General features: G+C 39.0%; 14 protein-coding genes and 1 other RNA gene. 10 read left to right on the top strand and 5 right to left on the bottom strand.

Annotation, left to right across the window (positions count from 1 at the left end; translation table 11 throughout):
• Positions 1–8: 8 nt before the first annotated feature.
• A non-coding RNA gene (ssrS, locus tag MNY66_RS11080) (6S RNA) lies at positions 9–190 on the bottom strand.
• A 111-nt stretch (positions 191–301) separates the two neighbouring features.
• Positions 302–631: a cell division protein ZapA gene (gene zapA, locus MNY66_RS11075; RefSeq protein WP_047255289.1), complete on the bottom strand. Its 330-nt coding sequence runs from the start codon at positions 629–631 to the stop codon at positions 302–304.
• 184 nt (positions 632–815) lie between these two features.
• Between zapA and MNY66_RS11070 the strand changes: the two genes are divergently transcribed.
• The 8 genes from MNY66_RS11070 (at position 816) to gcvP (ending at position 11,265) form a co-directional block, all read left to right on the top strand.
• The gene (locus MNY66_RS11070; protein WP_047255288.1) at positions 816–1,394 is read left to right on the top strand and encodes a YecA/YgfB family protein; all 579 of its coding nucleotides are present in this window, start codon (positions 816–818) and stop codon (positions 1,392–1,394) included.
• A 179-nt stretch (positions 1,395–1,573) separates the two neighbouring features.
• A complete protein-coding gene (gene pepP / locus MNY66_RS11065) occupies positions 1,574–2,887 on the top strand; it encodes a Xaa-Pro aminopeptidase (RefSeq protein WP_047255287.1) in 1,314 nt (437 codons plus the stop codon).
• Positions 2,888–2,996: 109 nt separating this feature from the next.
• On the top strand, positions 2,997–4,175 hold the full coding sequence (gene ubiH / locus MNY66_RS11060) for a 2-octaprenyl-6-methoxyphenyl hydroxylase (RefSeq protein WP_047255286.1): 1,179 nt from the start codon (positions 2,997–2,999) through the stop codon (positions 4,173–4,175).
• A gap of 26 nt (positions 4,176–4,201) precedes the next feature.
• On the top strand, positions 4,202–5,434 hold the full coding sequence (ubiI, locus tag MNY66_RS11055; RefSeq protein ID WP_241500866.1) for an FAD-dependent 2-octaprenylphenol hydroxylase: 1,233 nt from the start codon (positions 4,202–4,204) through the stop codon (positions 5,432–5,434).
• 343 nt (positions 5,435–5,777) lie between these two features.
• Positions 5,778–6,113 (top strand): hypothetical protein, encoded by a 336-nt coding sequence (locus MNY66_RS11050; protein ID WP_047255284.1) that lies wholly within the window; start codon positions 5,778–5,780, stop codon positions 6,111–6,113.
• Between the two features lie 495 nt (positions 6,114–6,608).
• Positions 6,609–7,703, top strand: a complete 1,095-nt coding sequence (gene gcvT / locus MNY66_RS11045; RefSeq protein ID WP_241500865.1) for a glycine cleavage system aminomethyltransferase GcvT — start codon at positions 6,609–6,611, stop codon at positions 7,701–7,703.
• Between the two features lie 53 nt (positions 7,704–7,756).
• Positions 7,757–8,146: a glycine cleavage system protein GcvH gene (gene gcvH, locus MNY66_RS11040; RefSeq protein ID WP_241500864.1), complete on the top strand. Its 390-nt coding sequence runs from the start codon at positions 7,757–7,759 to the stop codon at positions 8,144–8,146.
• 239 nt (positions 8,147–8,385) lie between these two features.
• On the top strand, positions 8,386–11,265 hold the full coding sequence (gcvP, locus tag MNY66_RS11035) for an aminomethyl-transferring glycine dehydrogenase (RefSeq protein WP_241500863.1): 2,880 nt from the start codon (positions 8,386–8,388) through the stop codon (positions 11,263–11,265).
• A 171-nt stretch (positions 11,266–11,436) separates the two neighbouring features.
• Here the strand turns inward: gcvP and MNY66_RS11030 are convergent, their stop codons facing one another.
• Positions 11,437–12,057 (bottom strand): HD domain-containing protein, encoded by a 621-nt coding sequence (locus tag MNY66_RS11030; RefSeq protein ID WP_241500862.1) that lies wholly within the window; start codon positions 12,055–12,057, stop codon positions 11,437–11,439.
• A gap of 17 nt (positions 12,058–12,074) precedes the next feature.
• Positions 12,075–13,067, bottom strand: a complete 993-nt coding sequence (gene ygfZ, locus MNY66_RS11025) for a tRNA-modifying protein YgfZ (protein ID WP_241500861.1) — start codon at positions 13,065–13,067, stop codon at positions 12,075–12,077.
• Between the two features lie 260 nt (positions 13,068–13,327).
• Here ygfZ and sdhE point away from each other — a divergent pair, with 260 nt between their 5' ends.
• Positions 13,328–13,594, top strand: a complete 267-nt coding sequence (gene sdhE / locus MNY66_RS11020; protein ID WP_047255278.1) for an FAD assembly factor SdhE — start codon at positions 13,328–13,330, stop codon at positions 13,592–13,594.
• Positions 13,575–13,985 carry a protein YgfX gene (locus MNY66_RS11015; protein ID WP_047255277.1) on the top strand — a complete coding sequence of 137 codons (411 nt, stop codon included), beginning with the start codon at positions 13,575–13,577 and terminating at the stop codon, positions 13,983–13,985. Before sdhE ends, MNY66_RS11015 begins: the two co-directional genes overlap by 20 nt.
• A gap of 627 nt (positions 13,986–14,612) precedes the next feature.
• On the opposite strand, the gene fldB is transcribed toward MNY66_RS11015, so the two are convergent.
• A complete protein-coding gene (gene fldB / locus MNY66_RS11010) occupies positions 14,613–15,131 on the bottom strand; it encodes a flavodoxin FldB (RefSeq protein WP_047255276.1) in 519 nt (172 codons plus the stop codon).
• Between the last annotated feature and the right edge of the window lie 212 nt (positions 15,132–15,343).

Genomic DNA, 15,343 nt, shown 5'->3' with positions numbered 1-15,343 from the left:
TTAAAATTTGGGTCTCCAAGATGCCGTTACAGGCTGTAACCCTTGAACCCTTGGTTCAAGGTGAACGCAGCATCGCAACCTTTAGGCTTCCTGAACGTTCCAGGCATGCTCACCAGCGCATCAACTACATTCTTTTCTTTCGAAATATCGGCTCAGGGGACTCGCCCGTTGACGAACATCTCAGAGAAATTTGGTGGAGTGCTATACAGCAACTCTATACATCTATTGTATGAAACTAGACTGAGAAAGCAACCTAAATTTAATACTTTTTTATTTACTAGTGTATGATTTTCAAACGAAATTATTCTATATGCGCCACAGGTCTTTCCGTAATGCGCACTTGGTCGTGCAGCGCTTGTTCTATAGTCTGCTGCAACATTTTAATCTTCTCTTCCATATTATAAGCATAATCACGCGTTTTTGTCTTTTCTTGTGCTAATTCGTGACATACATTCAGCGCGACAATAAAAACAAGTTGTTCAGTATTGGTTACACCACTACGATTTTTTAAATCTTGTAGGCGTTGTTCTAGTTCGTCTGCTGCTAAAAGCAGCGCTTCTTGTTGTTCGGGAGGGCAATTAACCCGCATCGAGCGCCCGAAAATTTGAAGATCAACCGGTTGTGCAGACATGATATCTCCCTGCGTAAATAGGACACACCGTAATAAAGTTAAATGTTCGGCGTATATCGAAGTAAATTCCGCTATAATACCCATCTACGCTGAAAAAACAGACTAATTATAGGGTTATCTGGTATAGCGACTATCCTTGATGGTAGCATATCATGAATTATTACCGCTAACGTGACGAAAATACATGTCAATACAAAAAACTTTACCTAATTATGAATCGCTCGATAAATTACTTGAACAGCAATCTGTGGCGCTCACTGCGGCGGAAATTCATGGGCTGATCACCGGCTTAATTTGTGGGGGGAATCGCGACCACAGCTGGAAGACATTAGTACATGATTTGGCTAACGATGGACTGGCTTTTTCCCATATATTAGCTGAACCATTAAGAGAGCTATACGATTATACGTTTGAATCTCTTGATGATACCGAATTTAATTTTTCTTTATTTCTTCCTGATGATAACGCCTCTATTTTTGATAGAGCGGATGCGCTGTCTGGCTGGGCTAATCATTTCTTATTGGGAGTTGGTGTATTACAGCCAAAATTAGCCGATAAGAAAGAAATTAATGAAATCATTACTGATTTGCGCAATATTGGCATGTTGGGATATGACGAAGATGAAGATCAAGAAGAACTAGAGCAAGCGCTAGAAGAAGTTCTTGAATATGTTCGCGTAGCGGTACAGTTGTGCTATATCTCATTAACTGAGGGCAAAAGTTCGCCAACAGCCATAGAGAATCAAAAACCAACATTGCATTAATCTAGCGAATATATTTAAGTAACGGGAGCGATTAGTTAATGGCTGAAAGGTTTATTAGTTAGCAGCTCCCGCTGTATTTAATCCTCCAGATCAGTTATTAGCACCAAGCTATCTTAACTTATGGGTTCTAGATAGCATCAATGCAGTCTCATCAGAAAATTACAGGCAGGAGAGGGTATATGAACAAACAAGAATTTATGTCCCGTCGAAGAGCATTATTGGCTCAGATGCAGCCAGCCAGTGCGGCAATTATATTTTCAGCGCCGCCAGCTCAGCGCAATGCGGATTCTGAATACCCTTATCGCCAACATAGTGATTTTTTATATTTGACAGGATTCAGTGAGCCTGAAGCCGTGTTAGTGCTGATTAAAAGTGATGAGACACATAGTCATAGTGTATTATTTAATCGAGTGCGAGATTTAACGGCTGAAATTTGGTTTGGCCGACGGCTTGGCCAAGATGCTGCACCAGAAAAACTGGGGATTGATAAAGCACTGCCATTTGATGAAATTAATGATCAATTATATCAGTTATTTAATGGCCTTGATGTGGTTTACCATGCGCAAGGTGAATTTGAATATGCGGATAAATTGGTATTTTCAGCGTTAGAGAGCTTACGCCAAGGCAGTCGCCGCAATCTTAAAGCGCCATCTACATTGATAGACTGGCGTCCGATAGTGCATGAATTGCGTTTGTTTAAATCAGATGCTGAAATTGAATTATTGCGTAAAGCGGGAGAGATTTCCGCCTTAGCACATATTAGAGCGATGAAAGCCTGTAAACCGGGTATGTTTGAATATCAATTAGCCGGCGAGATAGAATATGAATTTACTCGCCATGGTGCTCGTTATCCTTCCTATAATAGCATTGTTGGTAGCGGAGATAACGCTTGCATCCTTCATTACACTGAAAATGAAAGTAAAATGAAGGATGGCGATATGGTTTTAATTGATGCGGGGGCTGAATATCAAGGATATGCCGGTGATATTACACGTACATTTCCCGTAAACGGTAAATTTAGTCGTCCTCAGCGTGAAATTTATCAAATTGTCCTGAAAGCCTTAAATACGGCATTGGAATTATATCGCCCAGGAACCAGCATTAGCCAAGTAACGCAACAAATTTTGCGGATTAAAGTCGAAGGTTTAGTAGCGCTGGGTATTTTACACGGTGATGTTGAGCAACTAATTGAAAGCAAAGCTTATCAGCCATTTTTCATGCATGGATTAAGTCATTGGTTGGGGTTAGATGTGCATGATGTCGGTTATTATGGTTCAAATCGTGACCGTATTTTAGAGCCGGGAATGGTATTAACTATTGAGCCTGGTTTATATATTGCTCCAGATGCGGATGTTCCGCATGAATATCGTGGAATTGGTATTCGTATTGAAGACGATATTGTTATTACCAAAGATGGTAATGAAAATTTAACCGCAACAGTGGTTAAAGATGCCGATGAAATAGAAGCATTAATGGCACAGGTTAAAAATTAATAAGTCATATACCCGGTTAGTAATATTGGTGTTAAGTGCTAATTTTAAGCTTTAATTAAGACACGAGTGCGCTTGAATGATGATGGGTATATAAGGTAAAGAACAAATAATGAACATGATTATTGTCGGTGGTGGAATGGCTGGCGCAACGCTTGCATTAGCTATTTCTGCCTTGAGTCAAGGAAAGGTAAAGGTTTCGTTAGTCGAAGCATCGCTGCCAAATCAACAACATCCCGGGTTTGACGCCCGCTCTATAGCTTTAGCGTATCAAACCTGCAAGCGACTTGAGCAGATTGGCATTTGGTCTGCACTGGCTTCTTATGTTACACCGATTACTCATGTTCATGTTTCAGACAGCGGGCATGCGGGCTTCGTTAATATTAATGCGCATGATTATCAAATTCCACAACTTGGCAATGTCATTGAATTGCATGATGCAGGATCACAACTATTTAAGTTGCTACAACATGCCCCCGGAGTAACGCTTTATTGTCCAGCCAAAGTTGCCTCTATTTCTCGAACTGCCCAGCAAGTCTCGGTGACGCTGGATAATGGCCAAATGATTAAGGGTGAATTATTGGTTGCTGCCGATGGTTCTCAATCTGCCGTAGGCCATGCGTGTAATATTCAGTGGCAACAGGATGATTATCAACAAGTTGCGGTTATTGCTAATGTGAAAACAGCAGAGGATCCACAGGGCCGTGCTTTTGAACGATTTACTGAATTTGGTCCCTTGGCTTTATTGCCAATGTCTCAAGGGCGAAGTTCATTAGTTTGGTGTCATAGTAACCAGAACATGGATGCCATAAATTCATGGAATGACGCTGAATTTAAGCAAAAATTACAAACGGCTTTTGGCTGGCGTTTGGGCAGTATTGATTATGTGGGAAAACGTACTTGTTATCCGCTGTCTTTACGTCAAGCTGTTCGTCAAATTAGCCACCGAGTTGCTTTAGTGGGAAATGCCTCGCAAACGCTTCATCCTATTGCTGGTCAAGGGTTTAATTTAGGCATTAGAGACGTTATTCAGTTAGCTCAAAATGTGACTAAAGCAGCAGAGCAAGGGCAAGATATTGGGTCATTCGCGGTATTAAACCAATATCAACAGCATCGAAATGATGATAGAAAGAGAACGATCGGCATGACCGATGGATTGGTTCGTCTGTTTGCTAATCGTTGTCTTCCATTAGTGGTTGGCCGAAATATTGGCTTAATGGCAATGGAAATGTTACCTCCAGCGCGTGATATACTGGCCCGACAAACATTGGGTTGGGTTGCGCATCAATAACCACAAAATTAAGAGGACTTATCAGTATGCAATCATTTGATGTGGTTATCGCTGGTGGTGGAATGGTTGGTTTAGCTTTAGCGTGTGGCTTAACCGGCAGTGGATTACGGATTGCGGTAATTGAACACCAACCATCGGTACAGAATTTTGATCCACAGTCAGAGCCAGAGCTGCGAGTTTCGGCAATTAATGCCGCCAGTGAAAAACTACTAACACATCTTGGCGTTTGGTCGCGGATTAAATCCATGCGAGCAAGTCCGTATACAGAAATGGAAGTTTGGGATAATCACAGTTTTGGACGTATTCATTTTTCGGCACAACAAGCATCAAGTACTCATTTAGGTCATATCGTTGAAAATAGAGTGATCCGCGACGCATTATGGCAACGTGTTTTAGAATGTGATGATGTGCAGATAATTTCACCCGCTGCTATCGAGAAGATCCACTGGGGAGAGAACGAGGCATTTATTACACTTAGCGATGAGCAAGTATTAACCGCAAGGTTAGTGATTGGAGCGGATGGTGCGCAATCGTGGCTACGAACCCACGCCGATATTCCATTAACCTTTTGGGACTATGAGCATACCGCGCTAGTAGCGACAATTCGTACTGAGCAGCCTCATGGTGGAGTGGCTCGTCAGGCATTTCATGGTGATGGAATTTTAGCTTTTTTACCGCTCAGTGACCCGCATTTATGCTCTATTGTTTGGTCTATTCCTGCACCGTTGGCGGAGCAACGTAAAATTAGCGATGTCACACAGTTTGAACGAGAATTAAGTGTAGCTTTTGATATGCGCTTGGGATTATGCCAGCTGACAAGCTCACGTTTTACAGTGCCACTGGTTGGACGCTATGCGCGCAATTTTGCGGCTCAGCGCTTGGCTTTATTAGGCGATGCGGCCCACACGATTCATCCATTAGCTGGGCAAGGAGTTAACCTCGGATTTATGGATGTAGCCGAGTTGATTGGTGAATTAAAACGCTTGCACCGTGAAGGCAAAGATATCGGACAATATTTATATCTACGCCGCTATGAACGACGTCGTAAACATAGTGCTGCGCTAATGCTCGCGGGTATGCAAGGATTTAGACAGTTATTTGATGGCAATAATCCGGCCAAGAAATTATTGCGTGATTTAGGTTTATTGTTAGCTGATAATTTACCTGGCGTAAAACCTCAGTTATTGAATCATGCTATGGGGCTCTCAGATATGCCGGAATGGTTGCAACAATTATCTATAATTGAAGAGCGCGAGTAGAACAAAAGGCTAAGAAGAGCCAAAATAATAGTGTTCTACTTGAGGCTGACGCCATTATTTAGCTGATCAGATTGGTTGGCTATCAAAATAAGTATATCGACACCAAGTAACGTGATTGATCGTTACTTGGTGATAATATATCTCAAATTATATTCCCCTAGCAGCTATTTTAGATTGTTAAGTTATAAAAAAATAGTAAAGCGCCCCTTATTAATAAAAAATGGCCTGAGTTTTAATTGATATAAAACAATAAAAACATTAGATTAGCGTTATTGCCATTAACGCATAATAGCAATGAAAAATTAATAAATGGAATTTATACACTAATAAAAGGAATATATTTATGTCTGGATTTTTTAATACACTTAAAAGTATGGCTAAATCAGTTGTTCAATCAAAAATCTTTAAAGAATTTACTAAAAAAGCGATTAATTTGCTGGAAGAAGTAGGTTTAAATTTGTTGAAACAAGCCAAAAATAAACTGATCGCCGCATTTACCGCAGAAGAACCGAAAAAAGAAGCTATTGTGACGCCAATGAAAACAGCGACCGGTGATGCCGATAGCTTAATTAGCCAAATTAGCGCTATGAAAAGTAATAATGACTCAGTTAGTGCGTCAGGTTCAATTCCTCTCATCGGTGATTTAGCTCCGTCAATGCCGTTACTTGCCGCTAAATAATAATTCTTATCTTAATAATAACTGATCTCTAGATGAGGTCAGTTATTAATTCTATTTTTCATCCTCTAGATTTGCTGCTATATAATTGAAAAAAACTAATCAATAAATCCTTCGCATTATATTTACTAATTATTGAATTCTCTAAAATTTATTATTTAGTGGCATAGGCATAACTTCATATCGTGATAACGCTCACTTTTATGGGTGTATTTCGGTCTATAAAGTGATCACCTTCAATTTATTAATCAAAAATACTAGATAATCTTTATATCTATTAGTAATACATAGATTTATTAGCCTTATTTTTATTTATGGTTTATAACTTAAATCAGTGCTAGTTTTAAACTGAAGGTATCGTTTGTGTTATGGGTATACCACTAAGGCATCAATTATCGCCAAAAAAGCAATTAATCCGTGATAATAGTTGTTTGTCATAATAGCAATTTATCGCATTTAAGATGTCCCTATTCATATAAAGAATGAAAGAGGAAAGTCATGGCAAAACAAACGGTGTTATATGATGAACATGTCGCGAATGGCGCAAAGATGGTCGATTTTCACGGCTGGATGATGCCATTACATTACGGTTCACAAATTAATGAACATAATCAAGTGCGAACCGATGCGGGAATGTTTGATGTATCTCATATGACGATAGTCGATCTTAATGGTGAAGGCTGTCGTTCATTTTTGCGTTATTTGTTGGCCAACGATATTAATAAATTAACAGTCAATGGAAAGGCACTGTACTCTCCAATGCTGAATGCTTCTGGTGGCGTAATTGATGACTTAATTGTTTATTACTTAGATGATCATTATTATCGATTGGTGGTTAACTCAGCAACTCGAGAAAAAGATATTACATGGATAAATCAACACATTAGCAGTTATCCAGTTACCGTTACGGTCAGGGATGATTTAGCGTTAATCGCAGTGCAAGGCCCGCAAGCTCCCCAAAAAGTCCAATCTATACTTTCTCCCTCACAATGCCAAGCTATTGCCAATTTACCTCCTTTTAATGGAATACAAACCGGTGAATTATTTATTGCTACCACTGGATATACTGGTGAAGCCGGTTATGAAATTGCATTACCTAAACAACAAGCTGTTGAGTTCTGGCATCAGTTATTGGGAGCGGGAGTTAAACCGGCGGGATTAGGGGCTCGAGATACTTTGCGCTTAGAAGCGGGAATGAACTTATATGGTCAAGATATGGATGAAACTGTTTCACCATTAGCGGCTAATATGGGCTGGACTATTGCTTGGCAGCCAGAGAATCGTGATTTTATCGGTCGTCAAGCGTTGGAAAAATTACGCCAGCACGATACCGAGCTGTTGGTGGGTATCGTGATGCGAGAAAAAGGTATTTTACGTAGCGGGCAACCTGTTCGATTTACCGATGATTTGGGGCAATTACAACAAGGTGTAATTACTAGCGGCTCATTTTCCCCAACATTAGGTTTCAGTATCGGTTTGGCTCGTGTTCCTGCAGGAATTAAACGTCAGGCTATTGTTGAAATTCGTCATCGAGAAATGCCGGTAGAGGTAGTAAAACCGGGGTTCGTGCGTAATGGTCAGGCTCTGGTATGAGCTCGAGTATGATAGTTTAGAATTATGAATTGATAATACAGTGAGGATAAGTGATGAGTAATGCTCCAGCAGAATTAAAATATACAAGTGAACATGAATGGTTACGTGCTGAAGGTAATGGTGAATTTACTGTTGGTATCACGGCTCATGCACAAGAAACTCTGGGTGATATGGTTTTTATTGATTTGCCGGATGTGGGTGCTGAGGTCAATATGGGCGAAGAGTGTGCGGTGGTTGAATCCGTAAAAGCAGCATCTGATATTTATGCACCGTTATCGGGGCAAATTATTGCGGTTAATGAAACGCTGAATGATTCTCCTGAGTTAGTTAATGAACAACCGTATCAAGAAGGGTGGATTTTTCGGATTAAGGCCAGCGATGAGGCTGAAATTGCTAATTTATTAGATGCCGATGTCTATTTAGCGCTAATTGAAGAAGAATAATTTTGAAGGCTCCATTATCGTTGATTGTGGAGCTTTTTTATTATCATTCATTCCTATTATATTGCTGTCACTCTATTTAACGCCTCTGATATTTGGATATCCGATCGCCTGATTTATCGATAAAAATCGCGCGTATGAAACACAAGTATCATTCTGCCTTCGGCACGATTAAATGAAATATTTTAGGGATATCCGTCTGTTATTACAGTTCATCAACTAAAAAACGGGAATATCAACGCATGACTACCACGTTAAGCCAATTAGAGAACCGTACTGAATTTATCCAACGCCATATTGGCTCTACCGAACAGCAGATTAATCAAATGCTAGCTGTTGTTGGTTCAAAATCACTGGATGAACTGACCGATAAAATTGTACCTAAAAATATTTTGTTATCTGAGCCGCCATATGTTGGGGAAGGGGCAACAGAGCAAGAGGCTTTAGCTGAACTTAAAGCGATTGCTTCACTGAATAAACGTTATAAAAGTTATATTGGTATGGGGTATACGCCTGCCATATTACCGCCGGTTATACTGCGTAATTTATTAGAAAATCCCGGATGGTATACTGCTTATACTCCGTATCAACCTGAAGTTTCACAAGGTCGATTAGAATCCCTTCTTAATTTTCAGCAGCTAACTATTGATCTTACTGGGCTTGATTTAGCATCCGCTTCTTTGCTGGATGAAGCAACGGCAGCAGCAGAAGCGATGGCGATGGCCAAACGAGTGAGTAAGTTAAAACAGGCTGAGCGCTTTTTTGTGGCTGATGATATTCATCCTCAAACTCTAGATGTGGTACGTACTCGCGCTGGAACTTTTGGTTTTGAGATAATTGTTGATAGTGCTGACAAAGTTTTAGAGCATGAAAATATCTTTGGGGCGTTATTACAGCAGGTCGGAACTACTGGCGAAGTTCATGATTACACGGAATTAATGCAACGGCTTAAACAAAAGAAAATTATTTCGTGTGTGGCCGCAGATTTAATGACACTGGTGTGTTTAACACCACCAGGAAAACAAGGTGCTGATATTGTTTTTGGGTCTGCCCAGCGTTTTGGTGTTCCTATGGGTTACGGTGGCCCTCATGCCGCTTTTTTTGCTTGTCGTGATGAATTTAAGCGTGCTATGCCGGGACGCATAATTGGTGTGTCACGCGATGCAGCCGGTAATACTGCACTGCGTATGGCGATGCAAACACGTGAACAGCATATTCGCCGAGAGAAAGCTAATTCAAATATTTGTACTTCTCAGGTTCTACTTGCCAATATTGCTGCAATGTATGCCGTTTATCATGGACCTGAAGGATTAAAACGGATCGCTGAGCGAATTCATCGTTTATGCGATATATTCGCATTGGCACTTAAAAATGCGGGTATGAAATTAAAACATCAGCACTGGTTTGATACTTTAACTATTGAAGTCGAAGACAAAGCCGCGGTGCTGATGCGAGCTGAAGAACATCAATTGAATCTGAGAACCGATATTCATAATGCGGTGGGTATTACTTTTAGCGAAACCACGACACGAGCCGATCTAATTGAGTTATATACCGTTTTAACTGGCGAAGATAAGTTGCTCGATATTGATACTTTAGATAAGCAAGCCGCGGCTGAGAACTCTTCATTGCCTGCCAATTTGCGCCGCAGTGATATTATTTTGGCCCACCCAAATTTTCATCGTTATCATAGCGAAACGGATATGATGCGCTATATGCATAGCTTGGAGCGCAAAGATTTGGCGTTAAATCAAGCGATGATCCCTTTAGGTTCTTGCACCATGAAGCTAAATGCTGCGGCTGAAATGTTGCCGATAACGTGGCCTGAATTTGGCGAACTGCATCCATTCTGCCCTGTAGCTCAGTCTCAAGGGTATCAGCAAATGATAGCCCAACTATCCCATTGGTTAGTTCAGTTAACGGGATATGATGCAGTATGTATGCAACCGAATTCTGGGGCACAGGGCGAATACGCGGGGTTACTCGCAATTCGCCGTTATCATCAACATAATAAACAAAATCAGCGCAATATTTGTCTTATTCCCGCATCGGCCCATGGAACAAATCCTGCCTCAGCTCAAATGGCGGGGATGGATGTTGTGGTCGTGCGTTGTGATGATGCCGGTAATATTGATTTGATTGATTTGCGAGAAAAAGCTGAACTGCATAGTAATGAATTAGCTTGCGTTATGGTGACTTATCCTTCAACTCATGGAGTGTATGAAGAGAGTATTCGAGAAGTTTGTGAGATTATTCATCAGCATAATGGCCAAGTCTATTTAGATGGTGCAAACATGAATGCTCAAGTGGGTTTGACAACACCGGGATTTATTGGTGCTGATGTTTCACACCTTAATTTGCATAAAACATTTTGTATCCCGCATGGCGGTGGTGGGCCGGGTATGGGCCCCATTGCAGTTAAACAACATTTGGCTCCATTTGTTCCGGGGCATTCAGTCGTTGAGTTAGAGACTTTGACACATCAAGGTGCTGTTTCAGCAGCTCCTTTTGGAAGTGCATCTATCTTGCCAATTAGTTGGATGTATATTCGTATGATGGGGTCTTATGGTTTACGAAAAGCTAGCCAAGTGGCTATTTTAAATGCTAATTATATTGCGACCCGTTTAAAACATGATTATGAGATCCTTTATACGGGCTCTAATGGCTACGTGGCTCATGAATGTATTGTTGATCTGCGCCCGATTAAAAAACAGGTTGGAATTACAGAATTGGATATAGCAAAACGACTGATTGATTATGGATTCCATGCGCCAACAATGTCGTTTCCAGTTGCCGGGACATTAATGATCGAGCCGACAGAATCGGAAAGTAAAGTAGAAATAGATCGTTTTATCGACGCGATGTTAGCAATCAAAGTGGAAGTTAATTTAGTCGAGAGTACTGAATGGCCGTTGGACGATAATCCGTTAGTTAATGCACCGCATATACAGACGGAATTAGCAGAAGAATGGACGCATACATATAGCCGCGAAATTGCTGTATTTCCAACCATACAGACAAAAACTAATAAATATTGGCCAGCGGTTAAACGCCTGGACGATGTCTATGGTGATAGGCATTTACATTGTTCTTGTGTGCCTATCGATGAGTATAATCACTAGCCACATATAGCTTGATGTTTGAGCTATAAGCCTGCCGTTCTTAATACAATCGGCAGGCTTATTTATTCGATTCGATTCTATTCAGTATCTTATTTAGCGTTGAACCGAAATTAGCTGGATAATAGCATAATTATTTTGTATCACTCTTTGCTCGTTATTATTTTCCTAATTCTATAATAACCAACCTTTCTGCTGTGCTTGTTTTAATTGAGGCAGTAAATATTCCCATAATTCAGGAAATGCTTGTTCAATAAAGCTATTACGTGATATCACTTGTTCAAGACGAATATTATTTTGCACCCAACTTTGGCCATTATTATGCAAATTCATTAAGATTGGCATAATGCGATCAATCACATTGGCAAATTGTGCATCTTGGCTTTCTCCTGCTTCATATTCTTGCCATAGCGCTAAAAATTGACTTTGTTGCGGTTCTGGTAACAGCCCAAAAATACGATTAGCGGCTTTAATTTCTTGCTCATGAATCGCTTCACGTGCTGCGATATCATAAACCATGACATCCCCAGCATCGATTTCAACCACATCATGAAGCAGTGCCATTTTTAGTACTCGTGTAGTATCAATACCCTTAACATAGGGGGCAAAACTCATGACTGCCATTGCAAAATGCCAACTATGTTCAGCTGTATTTTCATTTCGGCTATTGTCTAATAATTCGGTTTTACGATAAACGCATTTGAGTTTATCTAATTCCATTAAAAATTGAACAACTTCAGTAAAAGGGCCAAAGTTTAATGTATTCTCAGGTATTTCTAATATTGCTGATGTCATTGATTGCTCCGATATTATTATTTTTCTTCATCTAGCGAATAAGGCAGTGGTTGAATAGTCAGATGGCTATTCTCATCACCTTTAACCCGAAATACACTTTCTGCTTCCATATCGTTATTCATAACTACTTGTAGATTAATACTTTCATCATTCAGACGAACTGCAGATAATACGGTTCCAGTACGGCGCCATTTATCCCCTAGTTGCCATTCAAGATCATCACCGGCGACTGGGACGTTTGTAGCGGTACCTTTCAGCCAATACATTGCTCGTTTATTAGCACCACGAAACTTAGCTCGAGCGACCATTTCTTGCCCGGTGTAACATCCTTTCTTAAAGCAAATTCCGGCAGGTAATGCTTGTAAATTAGTTGCTTGCGGAATAAATTGCGCGCTGTTAGCGGCATCAATAATAGCAAATCCCGCTTCGATATCTAATGATAGCCACTGCGCACTATCGGTGCGCTGTGCAGAGGTTAACGTATTGGCTAATTTCTCGGCTTCAGCTGGCGTTGTAATGATGAGAAAACGTTCACTCGGCAGCGAAAAATGCAGAATTAAACTATCATTAATGGTAATAACTTGATTTTCGTCGTCAGGCAATGAAGAAAAATTGTGTTCAAGTGCGAGTCTAGCGCCGAGGCCTGCAATACCCAACATGACTGAGTCATTATCAATGCTCATAGAAACTTTAGAAAAAACCGCATATTTTTTCAGCTCGGCTAACTGACCCTCAATGACACTTTTTCTCTCTATATAAGCATAGCCTTCACCACGATGGAATAATCTTAAATCACTCCACATTTTACCTTTGGCATCACAATGCGCACTAAGGGTATGTTGGTGAGATGCCAGTGCTGCGATATCAGCGGTTACTTGTCCTTGTAAATATTTCTCAGAGTCAGCTCCTGTGATATTAACCAGCCCCCAATCTTCGAGAGAAATTAAGGTTAAAGGTAGGGATTGATAGCTTATAGGAATTTGATGTGAAAATGGTATTTGGAAATTCATGACATCACCTGTTGAGCGGGTAAGAGAAAAACTGTGTTCATGTTAAAATAGCTGGATAACAATGCAAGTAGTTATTATGATGTTCAGCTATTTATTAATTTTTTTAACAAAATAACTGATTGAAAAAAATCAATAAATGTTAAAAAGATAGAGAATTGTCACCCATGTCATGTTTTGAATGTGGTAACCTATTAATCTAATAAGAAAAATGACAAAGTAAGACTGGTTTGTTGTGATCGATAATAGAAGGTATCGAATAAATGGATATTGATAATAAAGCGCGGATCCACTGGGCATGTCGTCGAGGAATGCGAGAACTAGATATTTCAATCATGCCTTTTTTTGAACATGAGTATGATGGATTAAACGATAATGAAAAACACCAGTTTATTCGTTTGCTGGAGTGTGCAGATCCCGATCTGTTCAATTGGTTGATGAACCATGGTCGTCCTGACGATGATGAGCTTTATCATATGATTAAACTAATTCAACAAAGAAATAAAGACCGTGGTCCTGTGGAAATCTAATTTATCCATATCATGGATGGCTCAGCTTTTTTCTACCTGTGTACATTGTGTCCTGGGGCTAGTGTTATTACTGGCTCCGTGGCCGACAGGTAACTCTATTATTTGGCTTCCTTTATTAATGGTGACTATTGCGAGTTGGGCAAAAAGTCAAAAAAACATTAATAAATACAAAGGAATAATTGTTCTTACTAATGGGAATAAAGTCCAATGGAAGAAAAATGAATGGAGTATTATCACTCCTCCATGGTGTACTCGCTTTGGTATTTTATTAACGTTAAGTGCATTACAAGGTAAACCTAGAAAAATAAAATTATGGATTGCAGCTGATGCAATATCAGAAGACGATTGGCGAAATTTAAATCAGTTATTATTACAATATCCTGATATATAATAATTTATTTGATTTTTATTGTTGAATGCCAATAGCTTAAAAATAGAATTTTTATTAAGTAATATCAATTAAGTTATTGGCGTATTATTAGTAAAGATATATTATTTTTTTAATTAAAGTCTTATTTTAAGATAACTATCATTTAATCTTTTTTATCAATAGGTTGAGAATGGGTTTGTTTATATAAAAAATAAATAATTAAATATAACCAATCATGTTTTAATTTTTTTTTTGGACTTTATCTTAATGTTTCCTTTTAATCTATCATTGTGATGGGATTGTGTTAATATAAAAAGGTACCAAAGATAGCAATGCAAAGACAGTAATATAAAATAACTTTATTTCAATAGTAATTTATTTATTTTAATATCAATCATTTTATTCATTTCGATAGTAATTGTTTTATCTATTTTCATAAGATGTGTTAAGTAGTAGAAGTAAAAAATAGTAACTAAGTAACTAAGTAATTTTTATGAAAAAACTTATTCATTTTTTCTTTCGTATAATAATGGTTTTTAGAAATATGTATTTAATTATTATATATAAAAACTAGGTTTTACATCCTTTTTTCCTAGTTTTTTGAGTTTATATAATAGAGTTAATTATAGTTATCGCTCAATGGAAGCATTATAATAATGCTTCCATTTCTTTTAATATCTGCATACACCAGAGAGCTATTCGTTCATCAGTTTGTTCAAACTGAGTAACATCATCTAAGGCTAATCCAACAAATTGAGTTTTATCTTCAGTTAAAGGTTTTGGACTATCAAATTCATACCCTTCGGTCGGCCAAAAGCCAATAAATTTAACGCCAGAAGGTTTTAAATGATGATAAAGCATACCTAAAGCATCTAAAAACCATTCGCTGTAATCAACTTGGTCACCCATGCCGTACATCGCAACAATTTTGTCAGCTAAGTCTAGATTGGGGAGTGCCTCCCAAATTTCTAGCCAGTCTTCTTGTATTTCACCAAAATCCCACGTAGGGATGCCTAAAATGAGAACATTATATTGCTCCATCATTTCAGGGGCTGTATCTCGGATATTATGTAAATCAACGAAATCATGGCCGAGAATATCACGAATTTTTTCAGCAGCCATTTCTGTGTAACAGGTGCTTGAACCGTAAAAAAGACCTATCTTCATTTTACTTTTGCTGTAGTTTTCATTATACGAGAAGGGTATTGTAACAGAATGAAGGTTTTAAGGCATAATATACAAGGCTTATTTTTCATACCCTATTTTTCACCGCCCTATTTGGGATAAAGACAAAAAGCTTGCTCATTTACCGGAGTAAGCCAGTAATTTTAGGGATTTTGGTTAGAGCATTCGAGGGATAGAAATAGTATGCATATTGG

It is taken from the genome of Moellerella wisconsensis, from assembly GCF_022592395.1.
Lineage (GTDB): Bacteria > Pseudomonadota > Gammaproteobacteria > Enterobacterales > Enterobacteriaceae > Moellerella > Moellerella wisconsensis.
Note: the sequence above shows the minus strand (reverse complement) of the source record. Positions and strands in the feature narration are given on the sequence as shown.